Here is an 18,355-nt window from a genome sequence, read left to right on the forward strand (position 1 = left end):
CGCCCCCGAATTCCTCAACGACCCGGAAGCACCCGATTCGGCGGCCTGTGGCCATCGATGAAGGTGCGGATATTGATGATGACCTTGTCGCCCATGTCGATGCGGCCTTCGATCGTCGCCGAGCTCATATGCGGCAGCAGCACGACCTTGCCCTCATTGGCGAGCTTGACGAGCTTCGGATTGACGGCAGGCTCGTTCTCGAAGACGTCGAGGCCGGCGCCGGCGATCCTGCCCTCCCTCAGGCATTTTATCAGCTGGGTTTCATCGACGACGTCGCCACGCGCCGTATTGACGAGATAGGCCGTCGGCTGCAGCAGCGCCAGGCGGCGCGCCGAAATCAGGTGAAAGGTCGCCGGTGTCGAGGGGCAGTTGATCGAGACGATGTCGACGCGGGCCAGCATCTGGTCAAGACTTTCCCAATAGGTTGCCTCCAACTCGTCCTCGACGGCCGGATTGACGCGCTTGCGGTTGTGGTAGTGAATCGAAAGACCAAAAGACTTGGCGCGGCGGGCCACCGCCGTGCCGATTCGCCCCATGCCGACGATGCCGATCCGCTTGCCGTGAATGCGCCGGCCGAGCATCCAGGTGGGAGACCAGCCGGCCCACTCGCCCGGCTTGTCGGTCAGGACCCGCGCCCCTTCGCCGAGCCGCCTCGGAACCGCGAGAATCAGTGCCATCGTCATATCGGCAGTGTCCTCGGTCAGGACGTTCGGCGTGTTGGTGACGGTGATGCCCTTGCGCGCCGCCGCCTCGACGTCGATGTGGTCGGTGCCGTTGGAGAAGCTGGCAATCAGCTTCATCTGCGGTCCCGCCTCATCGATCAGCGCCGCATCGATGCGATCGGTGACCGTCGGCACCAGCACGTCCGCATTCCGCACAGCGGCAATGAGCTCGGGAACGGAGCGCGGCGTGTCATCGATGTTCAGCTCGGCATCGAAGAGCTCCCGCATTCGGGTTTCGACGGCATCCGGCAGCTTGCGGGTGATGTAGACCTTCGGTTTTTTCTTCGCTGTCATGGCTGCCTGCGGTGCCTTGTTCAGAGGTCTTTAACCAAGAGGGGTGATAATTTTCCCGTTCCGGGCAATTTCTACCAGACCCGCACGCGAAGACAAACAAAACTCGTGGTGCAGCCGTGGAATGTAAAAGCCCGGACCGCGCGCAGGCCGTGCCTGGCGCGAATTCGAGCAAACGGAAGCCTCCATGCGCAGCAAAGTCCTGAAGTCCTGCCTCGCCCTTGCGATTGCTCTGGCCGCATCCATGGGAACCTTAGAATTTGCTCATGCGCAGGCGGCCAAGGGGCCGAGCGGCCTGCCATTGCCGCGCTTCGTCACATTGAAATCGAAGCGCGTCAATTTGCGCATCGGCCCGGGAACGGACTTCGCCGTATCGTGGATGTATCTGAAATCCGGCCTTCCGGTGGAAATCATCCAGGAATACGACAATTGGCGCCGCATCCGCGATGCCGATGGTACTGAAGGCTGGGTCAATCAGTCGCTGCTATCAGGCCAGCGCGCAGCGATCGCCGCGCCCTGGATGAAGACGAAGGGCAAGGGCGTCTATGTCAATCTGCGCCGTGAGGCGCAGCCCTCCGCCTCGATCGTCGCCAAGCTGGAACCCGGCGTGATGCTGACGATCGGCGAATGCAACGGCGATTGGTGCCACGCAGAAACCGACGGCGCCGCGGGCTGGGTGGCGCAGTCGGAAATCTGGGGCGCCTATCCCGGCGAAGCCTTCAAATAAGCCCCGCCTGTTTGGCGGCCTCGGAAAGCGAGGTCATCGGGCGCGGGCCGATCTGCTGGATGACAATGCCGGCGGCGAGACAACCGAGCTTGCCGCAATCCTCGAGGGACCGTCCCTGCGTGTAGCCGTAGAGGAAGCCGGAGGCAAACAGGTCGCCGGCACCCGTCGTATCCACAACCTCCCGGATCCTGATCGCATCGACATAATAACGCTCCCGGCCCTTCAGGATGACGGCGCCGTTCTCGCTCATCGTCACGGCGGCGATCTTGCAGTCCGCGGCGATGCTGTTCAGCGCCTCTTCGAAATCGTCGGTCTCGTAAAGCGACAGCGCCTCCTGGCGATTGGCAAAGACGATATCGACCTTGCCGGAGCGCATCAGATCGAGGAACTCGCCGCGGTACCGATCGACGCAGAAACTGTCGGACAGCGTCATCGACATTTCCCGGCCGTTTTCATGGGCGATGCGGGCGCAGTCGAGAATCGCCTCCTTGGCGCGCGGCGGATCCCAGAGATAACCTTCGAAATAGGTGACCTTGGCATCGGCAACGACATCGGCCTCGACATCCTCAGGACCGAGTTCGACGCAGGCGCCGAGATAGGTATTCATCGAACGCTCGCCATCCTCGGTGACGAAGATCATCGAACGCGCGGTAGGCGGGAAGGTGCCTTTCGGCTTCGTCTGGTAGTGAACGCCCTGGGCGCGAATATCGTGGGTGAAGATGTCGCCGAGCTGATCCGCAGCGACATTGCCGAAATAGGCCGCCCTGCCGCCGAGGTTGGCAACGCCCGCCGCCGTGTTGCCGGCGCTGCCGCCGGAGGCTTCGAGAGCCGGCCCCATGCGTGAATACAAGAGTTCGGCGCGTTCGGCGTCGATGAGGTTCATCGCCGCCTTCGTGATCTGGTTGTCAATGAGGAACTGGTCGTTGCAACGGGCGATGATATCCACGATTGCGTTGCCGACCGTCAGAACATCGAATCTTGTCATGAAATGGGGGGTCCCGGATTTGTGATAGCCGGGGTTCGGTCTTAGCGAAATTTCCGCGGTTTGGAAGGACAAATGGTGAATGGCGCATCTATTTCTTCGCAAAAGTGCCGCTCATTCGTCACGCCCCTGTCATCTTCGAAACCTAGAAATATTCGCAGGAAGACCGGCATGAGCAGCTTTCAGTTGCAGCCGGGCGCCCGAGGGATGACCCCTTCGATCTTACCGGCGCGATGCTGACCACGGATGAACTGGCAGCTTCGCGATTCGGGCAGCCGGAGCGGGCGGCGCTTGCCTTGCTGCTCGAGCGCCGTGCGTCCGTTCGGGCGCGCAAAGGACGCTCTCACTCTTTAGATCTACGCATCGGGCTTACCGAAAATCGATTCCGATTTTCGGGCCGATGCTGTAGAGGTCGGATACTCCCCTCCCCGCAGAGCATCCCGCCTCATGTCAGCCATCATTCTCGACGTCCTTCCTATCTTCATCCTGATCCTCATCGGCTGGGTTATCGTTCGCAGCGGCCTGATGGCGTCGAATGTCGGTGACGCGCTCAGCGAATTCGTCTTCAAGATCGCCGTGCCGCTTCTGCTCTTCCGCACCATCGCCGAAGCCGATTTCCACGGCGCCTCCCCTTTCCGGCTCTGGATTGTCTATTTCTCCGGCGTCGCAATCACCTGGACCGCCGGGCATATCGCCGCCACCCGGCTTTTCGGCCGCGATGAACGGATCGGCGTACTTGCCGGGGTTTCCTCAGCCTTTGCCAACAACGTCTTCATCGGGCTGCCGCTCGTTCAGCGGACCATCGGCGACGAAGGTCTGGTGGCGCTGTCGATCCTGCTTGCCGTGCATCTGCCTGTCATGATGGTCGCCGGAACAGTGCTGATGGAGCACGCAGAGCGCAAGATCGCCGGCAAAAGCGACCGCAGCATGGTGTTCGTGCTTCGCCAGATCGTCATCAATCTCATACGCAATCCGCTGGTCGTCGGGCTTGCGGCCGGCATGGCCATGCATCTTTCCGGCCTTACCATGACGGCGACGCTGGCGACGGTCGTCAATCAGATCGCCGGCATTGCCGGTCCGGCGGCGCTGATCTCGCTCGGCATGGCACTGGAGAGATACGGCGTCTCCGGCAATTTCGGCATTGCCAGCGTCACCTCGAGTTTAAAGCTGCTGCTGCTGCCCGGTTGCGTCTGGGCGGCGAGCCATCTCCTCGGCCTCAGCCCTGCATGGACGGCAGCGATCGTGCTGACCTCGTCGGTGCCGACAGGCGTCAACGCCTGGCTGATCGCCAACCGGTTCGGCGTCGGCCACAGCCTCGCCGCCTCGACGATCACGGTGACAACGGCGCTCGGCGCCATCACGGTCTCGCTCTGGGCTTATTTCCTGGGCGCCTGAGCGGGTCTCGGCATAATAAGAAAAGCCCGGCTTGCGAGCCGGGCTTTTCCATGAATGCGATCATCGTGCCGTTCACTGCGTGGCCGTTTTCGGATCCGGAAGCGGCACCGGCGAATCAGCGAGCGTGTGCAGGTAGAGGATGACGTTGGCGCGATCCTGATCCTTCGCCAGACCGGCGAAGCCCATCGCGGTGCCTGGAACGTCCTTCTTCGGCGCCAGCAGGAACTTGTTGAGGTTCTCGAAAGTCCACTTCTCGCTGCCGCCCTTGGAGAAATCCTTCATCGCAGCGGAATAGGCAAAGCCCTCATGCGAGGCGATCGGGCGATCTACGACACCAAAGAGGTTCGGACCGACCTTGTTCGGTCCGCCTTTTGTGCCGTCATGACAGGCCTGACACTTCTTGAAGATCGCTTCACCGGCCTTGGCATCTGCAGAAGCGAGCAACTGGGCGATCGGAACGGCAGCAGCCGGCGCAGCTTCACCGCCGGCGGCAGGCGCCTCTTCGGCAACGATCGCGAAACCTTCCTTCTCCGGCGCTTCGGAATGGAAGATCCCCTCGGACGCGATGGAGACCGACATCAGAACGAAAATCGTTCCGAGCAGTGCCCCCACGGCCGTATTGACGTATGAATTCATCTGCAATGCTCCCCTTGCAGCCGGCAGACCAGAACCGGACCATCTTGAAATCGCGCGGAACCTATGTCTTTTGACTGTTCGTTGCAACTGTCTAAATGGTCTTATGCGTGAGACTTTTTGACACTTTTCAGCCCGGAATAGAAGGCCCGAACAATGCGTGATTCAAATTTCGACGACGTGCTCGTATTGATCCCGGCACGGATGGCCTCCACCCGGCTTCCGGGCAAGCCGCTCGCGGATATTTGCGGACTGCCGATGATCGTGCAGGTGGCCATGCGCGCAAAAGAAGCCGAAATCGGCCGCGTCGTCGTCGCCGTCGACGATCCGCAAGTGTTCGATACGGTGGCCGCCGCCGGTTTCGAAGTCGTCATGACCAGCAAGGATCATCAATCCGGCTCGGACCGCATCTTCGAGGCGTTGAAGAAGGTTGATCCGGACGGCAAGGCGAAGTTCATCGTCAACGTCCAGGGCGACCTGCCGACGATCGAGCCGGAAACGGTGCGGGCGGCCTTGCGCCCCCTCGAGAACGAAGCGGTCGATATCGGCACGCTCACCATCGAAATCGACAACGAGGAGGACAAGACTGCGCCGCACATCGTCAAGGTCATTGGCTCGCCGATTTCTGACACCCGCCTGCGCGGCCTCTACTTCACGCGCGCGACGGCGCCCTACGGCAAGGGGCCGCTGTACCATCATATCGGTCTCTATGCCTATCGGCGCGCGGCGCTCGAACGGTTCGTGTCGCTCGGCCCGTCGACGCTTGAAAAGCGCGAATCGCTGGAGCAGTTGCGGGCACTGGAGGCCGGCATGCGCATAGATGCCGAGATCGTTGACACGGTTCCGCTCGGTGTCGATACTCCGGCCGACCTCGAAAAAGCGCGACGCATCCTCTCTGCACGGCAGAACTGACGGGACTATCATGAACATCAAGACCAACAGGATCGCCTTCCAGGGCGAATTCGGCGCCAATTCCGACATGGCCTGCCGCGACATGTTTCCGACAATGGAGCCGCTGCCCTGCCAGACTTTCGAGGATGCCTTCACGGCGGTCGACAATGGCGACGCCGATATCGCAATGATCCCGATCGAGAATACCATTGCCGGACGCGTCGCCGACATCCATCATCTGCTGCCGGAATCGCGGCTGCATATCATCGGCGAATATTTCATGCCGATCCGCTTTCAGCTGATGGTTCTGCCCGGGGTCACCAAGGATGAGATTCGCACCGTCCACAGCCATATCCACGCCCTCGGACAGTGCCGCAAGATTGTGCGCGCTCACGGCTGGAAGCCTGTCATCGCCGGCGATACGGCAGGCGCTGCAAAACTCGTGAAGGAAACCGGCGATCGCTCGATGGCGGCGCTTGCTCCGCGCCTTGCCGCTGATCTCTACGGGCTGGAGATCGTCGCCGAGAATGTCGAGGATACGGAAAACAACGTCACCCGTTTCGTGATCCTGTCGCGCGATGAGGAATGGGCGCAACGCACTTCGGCTGAGGAAAAGGTCGTCACCACCTTCGTCTTCAACGTTCGCAACATTCCGGCTGCGCTCTACAAGGCGCTCGGCGGGTTTGCGACGAACAACATCAACATGACGAAGCTCGAAAGCTATCAGCTCGGCGGAAAATTCGTGGCGACGCAATTCTACGCCGATATCGAGGGCCATCCGAACGATCCGAACGTTCGCCGAGCATTGGAGGAGCTGCGTTTCTTCTCCGAAAAGGTGCGCATCCTCGGGGTCTACAAGGGGCATGTGATGCGAGGCCTGCTTTAACAGGCCTCGCGCTCTCTCATTATTTATCCGGCTCGCATACGCGGAGCCGATGCCCGTCCGGGTCGAGCACGACGAAGGTCGGGCCGAAATCGAGTTCAGTCAGTTCCTGGGCAATCGGCAGGCCACGCTGACGCCAGTCATCATATTGCCTGGCCACGGCATTTTCTCCGGCCAGCATGAAGGCCACTTCGCCTCGATTGCCGATGGCCGAGGGCTGCGGCTCGACCTTGCTGCGCCGCCAGAGACCAAGGGTGAAGCCGCCATCGAGCGGGAAGGCGACGAAATTCGGCGCTTCGACGGCCGGCTCGCGGTTCAGGAGGTTCCGATAGAAGCTCGCGCTCTCTGCCGGATCCTTGACATAGAGAATTATCAGATTGGGGCTGGTCATTTCGGTTCTCCCGTTGCTGTAAGTTGGGTCCGCGAGATCTCCTGCTGCCAATTTATGGCAGGAGGAAATAAAGGGCGCTGCGAAGGCAACGCCCGTTCTCGGCAAGTGGATGAGTTGAACAATCAGATGTTTAAAGCGGGAACCGGTCCTGGAGGCGCGGGTTGCGCCCATCCATGAAACCGAGGTCGCGCTTGCGGGAATCCGGTATGGCTTCGATACCGAGTTTCGAGCGGTTGCTCTCGGAGAACCGGAAAAAGCTCATAGCCAGGCGCAGGAGGCCGGAGCGTGCCGACTGCCGGACGTCGGCAAAAGTCTCGGCGGAAATGATGTCGGCAAAGCTATCGGAGGCGAAGCGATCACCGGCCTGTTGAATGACTGGAGGCGTTACCATGATCAGTACTCCTTCCCAAGCGCATCGGCACGATGCGCTAAACCTGGATGTCACAGCGTCCTTGCGCGTCCGAAGACGCGCGGCGCTGTAGTGAAGTGAGACTGATAATAACTCTCCCTGCTGACAGTTTATGGCAGCAGCGTTCAAGTCTCCAGCGGCACGTCCTGCGTCTCGCGCCATTCCTTTAGGAGCGCTGTGCGGCGACGGGGATAACGCATCTCATGGACCGCCATATCAATGATGCGATCGGTGCGGAAATGGCGGAAATCCTGGCGCAGTTCGCACCAGGCCATGATGATGCGCACATGCTCGAAATAGCCGAGCGCGAAGGGCCAGACACGGCGACGGGAGATACGGCCCTGCTCGTCGCCGTAATGCAGTTCGAGCACGCGCTCCAGACGGATCGCTTTGCGGATAGCCGAAACATCGGCCCTGTCCTCGTCCTGGCGCTTGCGGCCGACGAAGAGTGTCGCCGAATCGACCATGTCACGCATGTCGGCCGGCAGCACGGCGACGATCTTGGCGAGCGCATCGGCGCCGGCGCCGGCAAGGCGCGGCTCGGCCGCACGGGCCACCCAGCGCGAACCGAGCACCAAGGCTTCCAGCTCTTCTTCGGAAAACATCATCGGCGGCAGCATGAAGCCGGGCTTCAGCACATAGCCGATGCCCGCTTCGCCTTCGATCATCGCGCCCTGGGCCTGCAGGCTGGCAATATCGCGATAGAGCGTGCGAAGGCTGACGCCGGTTTCCTGGGCAAGAACAGTTCCGGTCACCGGCCGCCGATAACGCCGAAGCGTCTGCAGCAGCGTCAGCAGCCGTTCCGAGCGGGCGACCGGCATGGTGTTACCGCTTCCACTCCGCCCAGTCGCGCATCAGGCGGTGGGCGATCGCCCCTTTCGGCGGAGAGGCCTTGCCCGTCGCACTCGGGCGTTCCAGCATCTCAATTGTTTCCTCGCGGGTGAACCAGCGGCAATCCTCGAGTTCCGTCTCGTCGCGCGTAACTTCGGTCGATTTGGCCTCAGCGTAACAGCCGATCATCAGCGAATGCGGCATCGGCCAGGGCTGCGAGGCATGATAGCGGATGCGGCCGGTGCGGATGCCCGATTCCTCCAGCGTTTCGCGGCGCACGGCATTCTCGATCGTCTCGCCGGGTTCGACGAAACCGGCAAGGCAGGAATACATGCCAGGCGCGAAATGCGGGCTGCGCCCGAGCAGGCAGAGGTCGCGCGTCTCGTCGACCGTTAGCATGATGACCACGGGGTCAGTTCGAGGGAAGATCATGTGTTCGCAGGCGGTGCAGACGCGTTTGTAGCCGCCGATATGAATCTCCATCGCCGCGCCGCAACGGCCGCAAAAGCGGTTGTCGCCATTCCAGCGGATGAGGCTTGCGGCCTGAGCGAATTCGCCGAGCAAGACTTCGTCGATCAGCATCTCGCGAAACAGCGTGCGGCCGTCGGCCGGCTTGTATTGGCTGGCGAGATCTTCGACGTCGATGCCGACGGGAACGGCAAGGCGCGGCTCGCCTGATTTGCGGTAGCCGAGCAGCACCGTCTCGTCCCAATCCGGCTGTAATTCCTGCAATTCGTAACGGGCAAACAGCGGATCGAGCACCTGGCCGTCATGTTTCAGCACCAGCTTGTCCCGGGCGAAGGCAAAGATATGGGTGCCGTCCTTGGCCAGCGCCCTTTCGACGGAATGTTCGTCACGATGTTCGGAATCGCGATTGAGGTCGTTGGCGGCAAAGGCAGTGAGATTGCTGGGTTCCGGATGGGGCACATCCGAATCGAAAAGCGAATGGTTCATGATGAAAGGGCTTCCCGCAGCTTTGCTGTGAATTCGTCTCTCCTTGCGTCCTCGTAAAGCTCAGCGCGCCCGAAACCCCAAACGGGACCCGGCCAGTTGGCGTCGCCTTCGAAGCGGGCAATGACATGAACATGAAGCTGGCGGACGATATTGCCAAGAGCCCCGATATTGATTTTTGTCGCGCCGGTGATGTCTTTCAAGGCCTTGGCGACAAGCTCCGTCTCGAAGGCGAGCAGCACCTGATCGAGCGGCGTCAACTCGAAGATTTCGGTAATTCCAGCCCGGCGCGGGACCAGAATGAGCCACGGCCAGCGGGCATCCTTGGATAATCTAAGATCACAGAGACCGGTGACCATGATGCTGACGCTGTCGTTTTCCAGCCGGGGGTCGAGCACAAAACCGTCCAAGGGACATTCCTCCTGTCTTTTCCTAGGACTAGCAGTTTTTTTGGATGTTGGCTTGCTTTTGATGACGATATTGCCGATATGTGCATCCGGGAGGTTGGTGGTGGACGAGCCACTCGCCAACCGGGTCAGGTCCGGAAGGAAGCAGCCCTAACGAGCCCGGCACGGGTCATCGTGCCAGCCTCCCACCTTCTCTCCACGAAATGCTCGACGATTCGGGCGACAAGCAGGGCGATGAGCGATACCGAGCGACAATCAAAAGATGCCGCCTCGACGGGCACCGGATACCGGGTGCTGGCTCGCAAATACCGCCCCAAGGATTTCACGGACCTGATGGTCGGCCAGGAGCCGATGGTCCGCACGCTCACGAACGCCTTCGAGACCGGCCGCATTGCCCAGGCTTATATGCTGACTGGCGTGCGCGGCGTCGGCAAGACGACGACGGCGCGCATCCTGGCGCGCGCGCTGAATTATAAGACGGCTGATATCGACAAGCCGACGATCGACCTGCGCGTGCCTGGCGAACATTGCCAGGCAATCATGGAAGGCCGGCATGTTGACGTGATCGAAATGGATGCCGCCTCCCATACCGGCATCGACGATATAAGAGAAATCATCGAGCAGGTGCGCTACCGGCCGGTTTCGGCGCGCTACAAGGTCTATATCATCGACGAAGTGCACATGCTGTCGACCCAGGCCTTCAACGGCCTGCTGAAAACGCTGGAAGAGCCGCCGGAGCATGTGAAGTTTATCTTCGCCACCACCGAGATCCGCAAGGTGCCGATCACCGTGCTGTCGCGCTGCCAGCGCTTCGACCTGCGCCGCATCAGCGCGTCGGATCTCGTCGGGCTGTTTTCGACAATCGCGGCCAAGGAGGGCATCGAGGCGGAACCGGACGCGCTGGCGATGATCGCGCGCGCCGCCGAAGGCTCTGCCCGCGACGGCCTGTCGCTGCTCGACCAGGCGATCGCCCATGGCGCAGGCGCCGTGCAGGCGGAAGCGGTGCGCGGCATGCTCGGCCTTGCCGACCGCGCCCGGATCGTCGATCTCTTTCAGCAAATCGTCAAAGGCGATGTGGCCGGTGCACTCGGCGAGTTCCAGAGCCAGTACGAGGCCGGCGCCAATCCGGTGGTCGTGCTGACCGATCTTGCCGATTTCACCCATCTGGTGACGCGACTGAAATATGTGCCGGATGCGGCAAACGACCCTTCTCTGAGCGAGATCGAGCGCACCAAGGCGGCGGAATTCGCTAGGGGTGTTGCGGTGACGACGCTGTCGCGCATCTGGCAGATGCTGCTGAAGGGCATTCCCGAAGCGGAAGGCTCGTCGCGCACGGCGGGGGCGGCCGAAATGGTGCTGATCCGGCTCGCGCACGCCGCGCATCTGCCGGCGCCCGAGGATGCGGCGCGGCGGCTTGCGGAGTTTTCCGGCGATAATGCCGGCCAGCGCCCCTCCTCACCCTCCGGCAATGGCGGCGGCAACGGAACGCGGGTTCCCTATCAGAGCAGCGTTGCCGCACGGGCGACGGAGCCGACACCACGGCCGCAGCCCTCGGGGCCGACCGCGATGCTGCGCGCCGTGCCTAATCCGGAGCCGCAGAATATCGGTCGTACCGAGGCAAAGCCCGCAGAGGCTCCGAAGCCGCTCGTGCGTGTCAATTCCATCGCCGATATCGTCGAGCTTGCGGCCGAGAAGCGCGACGTCAAATTAAAGGCGCTGGTGCGCAACTTCGTGCGCCCGGTCCGTCTGGAGCCCGGCCGGCTTGATGTGAACCTCACCGAAGGCGCGCCGAATACGCTGCTCAACGAGCTCGCCGTCAAACTCAAGGAATGGACCGGAATCCATTGGATCGTCAGCACCAGCCGCGAAGAAGGCGGGCCGACGATGGTGGAGGCAGAGGCCAAGGCGCAGGAACAGCGCGTCAGCGATGCGCGTCAGGATCCCGATGTCGCGGCAATCCTGGCTCTTTTCCCCGGCGCCAAGATCATCGACGTGCGCGTGCGGGCGCCTGAACCGGAGGAGGAAGGCGAGTTGAAGCCGCCGGCCGCCGCCGAATCCGAGGAAGGTGACATCCTACCCGGCGACGACATAGAATTTTGACGTTTCAACAAGGAGCGAGACGATGCGCGACATCATGGGCATGATGGGCAAAGTCAAGGAAATGCAGGCGAAGATGGAGCAGATGCAGGCGGAGATCGCCGAGCTCACCGCCGAAGGCAAGGCGGGCGGCGGCCTCGTCACCGTCGTCATCTCGGGCAAGGGCGAGCTGAAAAGCCTGAAAATCGACCCATCGCTGTTCAAGGAAGACGATGTCGAGATCCTCGAGGACCTGATCGTCGCCGCCCACAAAGACGCCAAGGACAAAGCCGAGGCGCTCGCCGCCGAAAAGACCAAGGCGCTCACGGCCGGCCTGCCGATCCCGCCCGGCTTCAAGCTGCCGTTTTGATAGCAGGCAATTCGGTCTTAGACTTTCCGCTTTCTTCGAATTGCGAAGACAAGCGTGTCGCATCAATTTGATTCATGCGATGCGCTTTGTTTGTTTTGATGCATATCGTTACGGCGGAGCCTTTGCTTATTTCCCGGTGACACGAATGAACTCTTTATTTTCAAGTAATTTTTGACAAAAAACCGAGCCATAATTTTGCTGGAATTACTCATATTTTTCAGCAAATATTTTCACAGGTCTTACAGGATTTTTTATGAAGATCGTCGGCGTTTTTCGCCTTTGCGTCGCCGCTATTCTGGTGCTGCCAACAGTTGTCAATGCAGGCCAATGCGACCGCAGCAAGCGCGTTTATGTCTTTGATCAGCCCAATCCGGGCGACCCAGACGACGACACCAAAATCTTCTATAAGGTGCGCGCTGGAGAACACCCAATCTATGCGGAACCGATAAGGTTTGAAACTTGGCGAAAATCCAAACTGGTTTGGTCTGTCGACGGCGTTGTAATTTGCAGCGATGTTATACCGCTATGCAGCCTAGACTTGGAGTCTTCAAAAAAAAATAGTGATAAAACAGTGGCTTACGAATGCTTAAAGGAAAACAATGATCCGGCGGCAGCCGATCAACCGGTCCCGTTCCCCATCCCCGTCACTGAAATTTTCTCTGGCGATCAAACGCCGTACATCGCCTTCGGCAATTTGACCGCTTTGTCCATCGCCTGCAGCAAGCACATGGGCGTCCATGTTAAACGCAAGGAATTGCTAACCGAGGACGAACGCCAAAATGGATTCATGTTGCCTCCTTTTGTCCGGCTAGATTCATGCCAGAAGTAGATGTCCGTCCGCCAGTACCGATGCAGTCGCCCGGTTCCACCGCCCTTATGTCTCGGCTTCCAACAACGCTCGCAGTTTATAGTGGATCGGTGACGCGAGATATCGCGTCCGATCTGGCTCTGAAAGCCGCCGGCCAAAGGTTCTCATCAGCTCCGGCATCGAGACTTTCTCTCCAACAAACGCTTGACGTTTCACCGGCATTCCGGGCTCGGCCACACCGCCTCTGATCACGCGGCAATAGATCCCGGGGCGGCCAGCGACGGTATAGCGTTTGACGAATTGCTGGTCGTTCATCCTGGCGGCAAAGGTGGCGCAGGGGATGCGGCACGATGTGACTTCGAGGATGAGATCGCCCGATGTGAACCGGTCGCCGACGGCAACGTCGCGATTATCGAGATCCGAGATCACCATATTTTCACCGAAGGTGCCCGGCTCGTAGGGCCGGCCGAGCTCACTGCTCCACCAGTCGAGCGTAAGCGATCCCTCGATATAGACTGCCTGATCGACGCCGCCGTGATGTTTGCGGTTGCAGATGGCATCGCCGACCAGACCCTCGGCATCGATCATCACCGCGCCGTTGACGGCATGTTTGAAAATACCGGTCTTGTAGCTCTTGCCGGCCAGCTTTTCCGCATTGCCGATGCACAGCGCCAGGATTTTCATGGGACGGCCGATCCTTCCGCGATTCCGTTTTCGTTCCATATCAGTTAAGAACGGCGCATGGCAAAACGAGTCACCGGCCCCGAAATCGAAAAACTCATCCAGCTTCTGGCGAAAGTGCCGGGCCTCGGGCCGCGCTCGGCGCGCCGGGCGGCACTGCATCTGATCAAGAAGAAGGACCAGTTGCTCGGCCCGCTGTCAAACGCCATGGGCGAAGCCTACGACAAGGTGAAGATCTGCTCGCGCTGCGGCAACGTCGATACAACAGACCCCTGCACCGTCTGCACCGATACGCAGCGAGATCAATCCGTCATCATCGTCGTCGAGGACGTGTCGGACCTCTGGGCGCTGGAGCGGGCGCGCGCGATGAACGCCGCCTATCACGTGCTCGGCGGCACACTGTCGCCGCTCGACGGGATCGGGCCCGACGATCTCAATATCCGCGGACTGATCGACCGGATCGGCGAAGGCGGCATCCGCGAGCTGATCATCGCGGTCAATGCGACCGTCGAGGGGCAGACGACGGCGCATTACATTACTGACCAGTTGCAGGGGCTCGACGTGAAGATTACGCGATTGGCGCATGGCGTGCCTGTGGGCGGCGAGCTCGACTATCTCGATGAGGGCACGCTCGCGGCCGCGCTGCGGGCACGGACGGTGATATGAGGGGATTGTTTATGCTGCGAATATTCGCGCTGGCCATAACGGCCGCGCTCCTCCCCCTCACCTCCCACGCAGCCCCTTCCAAAGCCGATGTCGAGGCACAATTCCAAAAATGGGTGCAGAGCGACCTCTGGCCCGAAGCAAAAGCGGGCGGTGTTTCCGAGAAGACCTTCAAGGCCGCTTTCTCAGGCATCACGCTGAACTGGAACCTCCCGGATCTTGCTCCGCCTGGTTTCCCGCCGCCGAGGGAGCAGAAGCAGACGCAGGCGGAATTTTCCTCGCCCGGCCCCTATTTCAACGAGGACCGGCTGAAGAAGCTCGCCGCGACAGGGCGCGGCTTTGCCGCACAATATGGCTCGACGCTGAAGAGGATCGAGAAGACCTATGGCGTGCCGGGCTCGATCGTGCTTGCCATCTGGGGCCGCGAGACGGGGTTCGGGGCCGCGAAGATCCCGGAATCGGCGATCGAAGTGCTGGCGACCAAGGCCTTCATGTCGACTCGCAAGGAGATGTTCCGCACCGAGCTGGTGGCGGCACTGCATATTCTCGACGGCGGCGACGTCACGCCTGCCGACTTCAAGGGCTCGTGGGCCGGGGCGCTCGGACAGCCGCAATTCATGCCGACTAGTTATCTGAAATATGCCGTGGATTTCGACGGCGACGGCCACCGCAACATCTGGACCTCGGTGCCGGATACGCTCGCCTCGATCGCCAACTATCTGGTCAAGAAGGGCTGGCAGCGCGATCGCGACTGGGGCTTCGAGGTGTCGATACCCGAAGCGGTCTCCTGCGCGCAGGAGGGGCCTGATCTGGCAAAGCCGCTTTCGCACTGGGCCTCGCTCGGCATCGAGCGCATCTCCGGCAAGGCCTTTCCCTCAGGTGAGATGAAGGCTCAAGGAATGATGCTGGTGCCGGCCGGCCGCGACGGCCCGGAATTCATTGTCACGCCGAATTTCTATATCATCAAGGAGTATAACAACTCCGACCTCTACGCGCTTTATATCGGCAATCTCGCCGACCGGATCGCCTCGAACGGCGGCGCCTTCGAGGGCCAATGGGGCGATGTCGGCAAGATGCTGCGTTCGGATGTCGCCGCCATGCAGAAGGCGCTGGAGCGGCAGGGTTATGACGTCGGCGGCACCGACGGACTGCCGGGCTACAAGACGCGGCGCTCGATCGGCCAGTGGCAGGCAAAGAACGGCATGAAACCGACATGCTTTCCCGAAGCCGGCATGAAGGGCAAGCTGAAGTAGACGGATTCACAGGTTGCGCTTCAGTCCTTCGTGGCTGGCGACAAAACCGAGCTTCTCGTAGAAGCGGATCGAGTCTTTCCGTGTCTTGTCCGATGTCAGCTGCACGAGGCCGCAACCGCGCTCGACGCATTGGGCGACCGCCCATTCGATGAATTGCGCGCCGAGGCCGGCTGCCCGAAACTCTCTTGCGATACGCACGCTTTCGATCTGCCCGCGCCACATACCGGTTCGGGAGAGGCCGGGAAGAAAGCTCAGCTGCAGGCAGCCGACGACCTGGTCGGAGGCGTCGGTTGCGACAGCCAGCAACTGGTTGGCGTCCGCCTCGATCGCCGCGAAGGCCGAAAGATAACGCGCATCGACGGGATCGGAGACGATTTCCCTGGCGGCGCCGAGATCGTCATCGGCGAGAAGCCTTACGATGGCTGCGAGATCGGATAGACGGGCGAGCCTGAAACTGTACATGGCTGCTCTCAATGATGCAGATCGATCGGCGCTTTATGGAAGACATCATCGCCTGGCGGGATGGCCTGGCGCTCGATCATGCGGTGGACATGGGGCGGACCTTCACCGCGATGGAGCGCGCGCAGCCTGTCGATGTTTTCAGCATCGGCCTGCGTGCGCCGCTGGTTGTGTCTGATGTACTCGACCCAGGTCGGCGTATGGTAGCTTTCCGTCCAGAGGCCAGGATTTTCGAGATCGCGCATCAGCGCCCAATGCCGGGCGCCGTCGCGGATGCGGATGCGGCGGCGCTCGCCCATCAGCGCCATGAATTCCGCCAGATCGTCGTCGGCGATCTCGTAATCGACCTGAATGACGATCGGGCCGCTGCGCGGGGTGATGTCGAGGCTTAAGGCCGGCGCGGTGAAGCGGTTCAGCGGATCGAGATTGAGCGAGGCGAAGGCCGGCATCGAAAACCGCAGCCCGATCGCAATGCCGAGCAGCAGTACGACCGACGCCATCAGCAGCGCATCGGCGACCCCATAGCGGTCCGCCGCAACACCCCAGAGCCAACTGCCACCGGCAATGCCGCCGAAGGTGACGGTCTGATAAAGCGACAGCGCGCGCCCGACCACCCAGCGCGGCGTCGACAGTTGGACGATGGTGTTGAAGAGCGAAAGTGCGGAGACCCAACAGGCGCCCGAAATGAGCAGCCCGGCTGATGTGAGGACGGCGCTCGGACTGATGGCGGCGATGACGGCGCTCAGCGCAAAGCCGGCAAAGGCGAGGCGGATGATCGTCTCGCTGGACAGCGCCTGGCGAATTCTTGCACTCAGCACCGCACCGCCGATCGCGCCGATACCGAAGGCGCCGAGCATGAAGCCATAAGTCAGCGGACCGCCAGCAACGAGATCAAGCGCGACGACCGGCAGCAGCGCCAGGATCGAGCTCGCGCCGACGCCGAAAACCAGTCCTCGCACGAGGACCTTTTCGAGATTGGGCGACATCGAGACGTAGCGCAGGCCGGCAAAGATGGCGCTGCCGAGCGCCTCCCTCGGCAGAGTCGAGACCGGTGTGCTCGGCCGCCAGCGCAGCAGGGCGTAGATCAGAGCGAGGTAACTCAGGGTGTTGACCGCGAAGGCCGCGGCAGCACCCGCAGCCGCCACAATGACGCCGCCGATCGCCGGGCCGACGCTGCGGGTGATGTTGAAACCCATGCTGTTCAGCGTGACCGCACCCGGCAGATCGGCGCGCGGCACCATATCGCCGACGGAGGCCTGCCAGGAGGGATTGTTAAGCGCTGTGCCGCAGCCGATCAGGAAGGTGAAGAAGAGCAGCAGCCAGGGCGTGATCCAGCCGAGAAGGGCTGACGCCGTAAGCAAGGCCGAAACCGTCAGCATCATGCACTGCGCCGTCAGCATGACCCGGCGGCGATCAAAATTATCGGCCAACGCCCCCGATACCAGCGAAAACAGCATGATCGGCAACGCCGTCGAGGTCTGCACCAGCGCGACCATATCCTCCGAAGCGGTGATCGTCGTCATCATCCAGGCAGCACCCACCGCCTGGATGAGGCCGCCAAAATTCGAGGAAAGGCTGGCAAACCAGATGGCACGGTAGGTATCGTGCCGCAACGGCGCCAGTGTCGCTGAGGTGTAGGCCACGATTTCTCCCGCTTTTGTTTTTGAGCCCCACAGGCAATATATGCGCAAGACGTTCGCTGGCCATAGGCTCGTTCGCCTTGCCGGAAGCGAAATCGCGGAATCGGTCGCAGACCTTGCAATTTCGGAAAAACCCGACTATATGGCTCTCAAATTCTTGATCGCTTGATGAAGAGTGGGCCGCAAGGACCCGCTCTTTTTTATTAGCTCGATCGCCCGAACAGCTTGAAATTGCGAGGAGCGCCGCTTGTCGGACATGACAAACGCAGACAACGAACTTGAGCCGCGGCTGATTACCGAAACCGGGCTCGACCAGCGTCTTGCCGATATCATCGAACCCGTTCTCGTCGGCATGGGCTTCCGGCTCATCCGCGTGCGCATGCTGAACCAGAACGGCGCGACGATGCAGGTGATGGCCGAGCGCAATGACGGCACGATGACGGTTCAGGACTGCGAAGAAGTCTCGATGGCGATTTCTCCCGTCCTCGATGTGGAAGATCCGATCGATAAAGAGTATCATCTTGAGGTGTCTTCGCCCGGCATCGACCGTCCGATGGTGCGGAAATCCGATTTCGTCCGCTGGCAAGGCCACCTTGTAAAGTGCGAGACGTCGATCATGATCGGCAACCGCAAACGCTTCCGCGGCAAGATCGTCGAAGCAGACGCCGATGGATTCACGCTCGAGCGTGACCAGGTCGCCTACGGGGAAGAGCAGAAGGTCATCATTCCCTTCACGGCGCTTAGCGATGCGAAGCTCATTCTGACCGACGATCTGATCCGCGATGCGCTGCGCGCCGACAAGCTGGCGAAAGCGCAGGCCGCCAACCAGAACGAAGCAGACGACCAGGAATAACCGATCAACAGACCGCTCCCAGGGACGGGAACCCTGGAG

21 protein-coding genes and 1 other RNA gene are annotated in these 18,355 nt (G+C 61.0%); 11 read left to right on the forward strand and 11 right to left on the reverse strand.

Annotated features, from left to right (window positions below):
- Window positions 1-14: 14 nt before the first annotated feature.
- Window positions 15-1,016 (reverse strand): 2-hydroxyacid dehydrogenase, encoded by a 1,002-nt coding sequence (locus tag AC13QO_RS01445; RefSeq protein WP_285192067.1) that lies wholly within the window; start codon window positions 1,014-1,016, stop codon window positions 15-17.
- Between the two features lie 184 nt (window positions 1,017-1,200).
- Between AC13QO_RS01445 and AC13QO_RS01450 the strand changes: the two genes are divergently transcribed.
- Window positions 1,201-1,740, forward strand: coding sequence for an SH3 domain-containing protein (locus tag AC13QO_RS01450; protein ID WP_011423530.1), 540 nt, complete (start codon window positions 1,201-1,203; stop codon window positions 1,738-1,740).
- Here the strand turns inward: AC13QO_RS01450 and AC13QO_RS01455 are convergent.
- The gene (locus AC13QO_RS01455) at window positions 1,733-2,725 is read right to left on the reverse strand and encodes an adenosine kinase (protein ID WP_285192068.1); all 993 of its coding nucleotides are present in this window, start codon (window positions 2,723-2,725) and stop codon (window positions 1,733-1,735) included. The two genes, AC13QO_RS01450 and AC13QO_RS01455, sit on opposite strands and share 8 nt — an antisense overlap.
- 444 nt (window positions 2,726-3,169) lie before the next feature.
- Here AC13QO_RS01455 and AC13QO_RS01460 point away from each other — a divergent pair, with 444 nt between their 5' ends.
- Window positions 3,170-4,117, forward strand: coding sequence for an AEC family transporter (locus tag AC13QO_RS01460; RefSeq protein WP_488539725.1), 948 nt, complete (start codon window positions 3,170-3,172; stop codon window positions 4,115-4,117).
- Window positions 4,118-4,189: 72 nt separating this feature from the next.
- Here the strand turns inward: AC13QO_RS01460 and AC13QO_RS01465 are convergent, their stop codons facing one another.
- Window positions 4,190-4,753 carry a c-type cytochrome gene (locus AC13QO_RS01465; protein WP_085776528.1) on the reverse strand — a complete coding sequence of 188 codons (564 nt, stop codon included), beginning with the start codon at window positions 4,751-4,753 and terminating at the stop codon, window positions 4,190-4,192.
- 153 nt (window positions 4,754-4,906) lie between these two features.
- Here AC13QO_RS01465 and AC13QO_RS01470 point away from each other — a divergent pair, with 153 nt between their 5' ends.
- A complete protein-coding gene (locus AC13QO_RS01470; RefSeq protein WP_064800235.1) occupies window positions 4,907-5,662 on the forward strand; it encodes a 3-deoxy-manno-octulosonate cytidylyltransferase in 756 nt (251 codons plus the stop codon).
- A 10-nt stretch (window positions 5,663-5,672) separates the two neighbouring features.
- Complete coding sequence (locus AC13QO_RS01475) at window positions 5,673-6,527, forward strand: prephenate dehydratase (protein ID WP_097600445.1); 855 nt, start codon at window positions 5,673-5,675, stop codon at window positions 6,525-6,527.
- 19 nt (window positions 6,528-6,546) lie between these two features.
- Here AC13QO_RS01475 and AC13QO_RS01480 read toward each other — a convergent pair whose 3' ends face one another.
- The 5 genes from AC13QO_RS01480 to AC13QO_RS01500 all read right to left on the reverse strand — a co-directional run bounded on the left by AC13QO_RS01480 (window position 6,547) and on the right by AC13QO_RS01500 (window position 9,516).
- Complete coding sequence (locus AC13QO_RS01480; RefSeq protein ID WP_085776525.1) at window positions 6,547-6,915, reverse strand: VOC family protein; 369 nt, start codon at window positions 6,913-6,915, stop codon at window positions 6,547-6,549.
- Window positions 6,916-7,045: 130 nt separating this feature from the next.
- Entirely contained in the window at window positions 7,046-7,306 is a 261-nt protein-coding gene (locus tag AC13QO_RS01485; RefSeq protein ID WP_488539726.1) for a hypothetical protein, read from the reverse strand.
- 143 nt (window positions 7,307-7,449) lie between these two features.
- Entirely contained in the window at window positions 7,450-8,145 is a 696-nt protein-coding gene (locus AC13QO_RS01490; protein ID WP_085776523.1) for a helix-turn-helix transcriptional regulator, read from the reverse strand.
- A gap of 4 nt (window positions 8,146-8,149) precedes the next feature.
- The gene (gene nudC, locus AC13QO_RS01495) at window positions 8,150-9,109 is read right to left on the reverse strand and encodes an NAD(+) diphosphatase (RefSeq protein WP_488539727.1); all 960 of its coding nucleotides are present in this window, start codon (window positions 9,107-9,109) and stop codon (window positions 8,150-8,152) included.
- The gene (locus tag AC13QO_RS01500; protein ID WP_285192073.1) at window positions 9,106-9,516 is read right to left on the reverse strand and encodes an HIT domain-containing protein; all 411 of its coding nucleotides are present in this window, start codon (window positions 9,514-9,516) and stop codon (window positions 9,106-9,108) included. The genes nudC and AC13QO_RS01500 overlap by 4 nt, the downstream gene beginning before the upstream one ends.
- Before the next feature lie 89 nt (window positions 9,517-9,605).
- On the opposite strand from AC13QO_RS01500, the gene ffs reads away from it, so the two are divergent.
- From ffs to AC13QO_RS01520, 4 genes are all read left to right on the forward strand, one after another.
- Window positions 9,606-9,702: signal recognition particle sRNA small type (gene ffs / locus AC13QO_RS01505), an RNA gene on the forward strand.
- Between the two features lie 45 nt (window positions 9,703-9,747).
- Window positions 9,748-11,613, forward strand: a complete 1,866-nt coding sequence (locus AC13QO_RS01510) for a DNA polymerase III subunit gamma/tau (protein WP_488539728.1) — start codon at window positions 9,748-9,750, stop codon at window positions 11,611-11,613.
- Window positions 11,614-11,635: 22 nt separating this feature from the next.
- Window positions 11,636-11,959, forward strand: coding sequence for a YbaB/EbfC family nucleoid-associated protein (locus AC13QO_RS01515; protein ID WP_004676719.1), 324 nt, complete (start codon window positions 11,636-11,638; stop codon window positions 11,957-11,959).
- Between the two features lie 253 nt (window positions 11,960-12,212).
- Window positions 12,213-12,788: a hypothetical protein gene (locus AC13QO_RS01520; protein WP_488539729.1), complete on the forward strand. Its 576-nt coding sequence runs from the start codon at window positions 12,213-12,215 to the stop codon at window positions 12,786-12,788.
- Between the two features lie 45 nt (window positions 12,789-12,833).
- Here the strand turns inward: AC13QO_RS01520 and AC13QO_RS01525 are convergent, their stop codons facing one another.
- A complete protein-coding gene (locus AC13QO_RS01525; RefSeq protein ID WP_488539730.1) occupies window positions 12,834-13,451 on the reverse strand; it encodes an MOSC domain-containing protein in 618 nt (205 codons plus the stop codon).
- 57 nt (window positions 13,452-13,508) lie between these two features.
- Here AC13QO_RS01525 and recR point away from each other — a divergent pair, with 57 nt between their 5' ends.
- Both recR and AC13QO_RS01535 read left to right on the forward strand, forming a co-directional pair.
- Window positions 13,509-14,114 (forward strand): recombination mediator RecR, encoded by a 606-nt coding sequence (gene recR / locus AC13QO_RS01530; protein WP_285192076.1) that lies wholly within the window; start codon window positions 13,509-13,511, stop codon window positions 14,112-14,114.
- Between the two features lie 11 nt (window positions 14,115-14,125).
- On the forward strand, window positions 14,126-15,364 hold the full coding sequence (locus AC13QO_RS01535) for a lytic murein transglycosylase (protein WP_285192077.1): 1,239 nt from the start codon (window positions 14,126-14,128) through the stop codon (window positions 15,362-15,364).
- A gap of 6 nt (window positions 15,365-15,370) precedes the next feature.
- Here AC13QO_RS01535 and AC13QO_RS01540 read toward each other — a convergent pair whose 3' ends face one another.
- Together AC13QO_RS01540 and AC13QO_RS01545 are read right to left on the reverse strand one after the other, a co-directional pair.
- Complete coding sequence (locus AC13QO_RS01540) at window positions 15,371-15,826, reverse strand: GNAT family N-acetyltransferase (protein ID WP_285192078.1); 456 nt, start codon at window positions 15,824-15,826, stop codon at window positions 15,371-15,373.
- A gap of 8 nt (window positions 15,827-15,834) precedes the next feature.
- Window positions 15,835-17,514, reverse strand: a complete 1,680-nt coding sequence (locus AC13QO_RS01545; protein ID WP_285192079.1) for an MFS transporter — start codon at window positions 17,512-17,514, stop codon at window positions 15,835-15,837.
- 196 nt (window positions 17,515-17,710) lie between these two features.
- Here AC13QO_RS01545 and rimP point away from each other — a divergent pair, with 196 nt between their 5' ends.
- A complete protein-coding gene (rimP, locus tag AC13QO_RS01550) occupies window positions 17,711-18,316 on the forward strand; it encodes a ribosome maturation factor RimP (protein ID WP_041678513.1) in 606 nt (201 codons plus the stop codon).
- Window positions 18,317-18,355: the final 39 nt, after the last annotated feature.

The sequence above is a fragment of the Rhizobium sp. CNPSo 3670 genome (assembly GCF_057784555.1).

Excerpts from the sequence above, each read along its gene's own strand:
- AC13QO_RS01445 (WP_285192067.1), bottom strand. The coding sequence starts at position 1,016 with ATGACAGCGAAGAAAAAACCGAAGGTCTACATCACCCGCAAGCTGCCG.
- AC13QO_RS01450 (WP_011423530.1), top strand. The coding sequence starts at position 1,201 with ATGCGCAGCAAAGTCCTGAAGTCCTGCCTCGCCCTTGCGATTGCTCTG.
- AC13QO_RS01455 (WP_285192068.1), bottom strand. The coding sequence starts at position 2,725 with ATGACAAGATTCGATGTTCTGACGGTCGGCAACGCAATCGTGGATATC.
- AC13QO_RS01460 (WP_488539725.1), top strand. The coding sequence starts at position 3,170 with ATGTCAGCCATCATTCTCGACGTCCTTCCTATCTTCATCCTGATCCTC.
- AC13QO_RS01465 (WP_085776528.1), bottom strand. The coding sequence starts at position 4,753 with ATGAATTCATACGTCAATACGGCCGTGGGGGCACTGCTCGGAACGATT.
- AC13QO_RS01470 (WP_064800235.1), top strand. The coding sequence starts at position 4,907 with ATGCGTGATTCAAATTTCGACGACGTGCTCGTATTGATCCCGGCACGG.
- AC13QO_RS01475 (WP_097600445.1), top strand. The coding sequence starts at position 5,673 with ATGAACATCAAGACCAACAGGATCGCCTTCCAGGGCGAATTCGGCGCC.
- AC13QO_RS01480 (WP_085776525.1), bottom strand. The coding sequence starts at position 6,915 with ATGACCAGCCCCAATCTGATAATTCTCTATGTCAAGGATCCGGCAGAG.
- AC13QO_RS01485 (WP_488539726.1), bottom strand. The coding sequence starts at position 7,306 with ATGGTAACGCCTCCAGTCATTCAACAGGCCGGTGATCGCTTCGCCTCC.
- AC13QO_RS01490 (WP_085776523.1), bottom strand. The coding sequence starts at position 8,145 with ATGCCGGTCGCCCGCTCGGAACGGCTGCTGACGCTGCTGCAGACGCTT.
- nudC (WP_488539727.1), bottom strand. The coding sequence starts at position 9,109 with ATGAACCATTCGCTTTTCGATTCGGATGTGCCCCATCCGGAACCCAGC.
- AC13QO_RS01510 (WP_488539728.1), top strand. The coding sequence starts at position 9,748 with ATGAGCGATACCGAGCGACAATCAAAAGATGCCGCCTCGACGGGCACC.
- AC13QO_RS01515 (WP_004676719.1), top strand. The coding sequence starts at position 11,636 with ATGCGCGACATCATGGGCATGATGGGCAAAGTCAAGGAAATGCAGGCG.
- AC13QO_RS01520 (WP_488539729.1), top strand. The coding sequence starts at position 12,213 with ATGAAGATCGTCGGCGTTTTTCGCCTTTGCGTCGCCGCTATTCTGGTG.
- AC13QO_RS01525 (WP_488539730.1), bottom strand. The coding sequence starts at position 13,451 with ATGAAAATCCTGGCGCTGTGCATCGGCAATGCGGAAAAGCTGGCCGGC.
- recR (WP_285192076.1), top strand. The coding sequence starts at position 13,509 with ATGGCAAAACGAGTCACCGGCCCCGAAATCGAAAAACTCATCCAGCTT.
- AC13QO_RS01535 (WP_285192077.1), top strand. The coding sequence starts at position 14,126 with ATGCTGCGAATATTCGCGCTGGCCATAACGGCCGCGCTCCTCCCCCTC.
- AC13QO_RS01540 (WP_285192078.1), bottom strand. The coding sequence starts at position 15,826 with ATGTACAGTTTCAGGCTCGCCCGTCTATCCGATCTCGCAGCCATCGTA.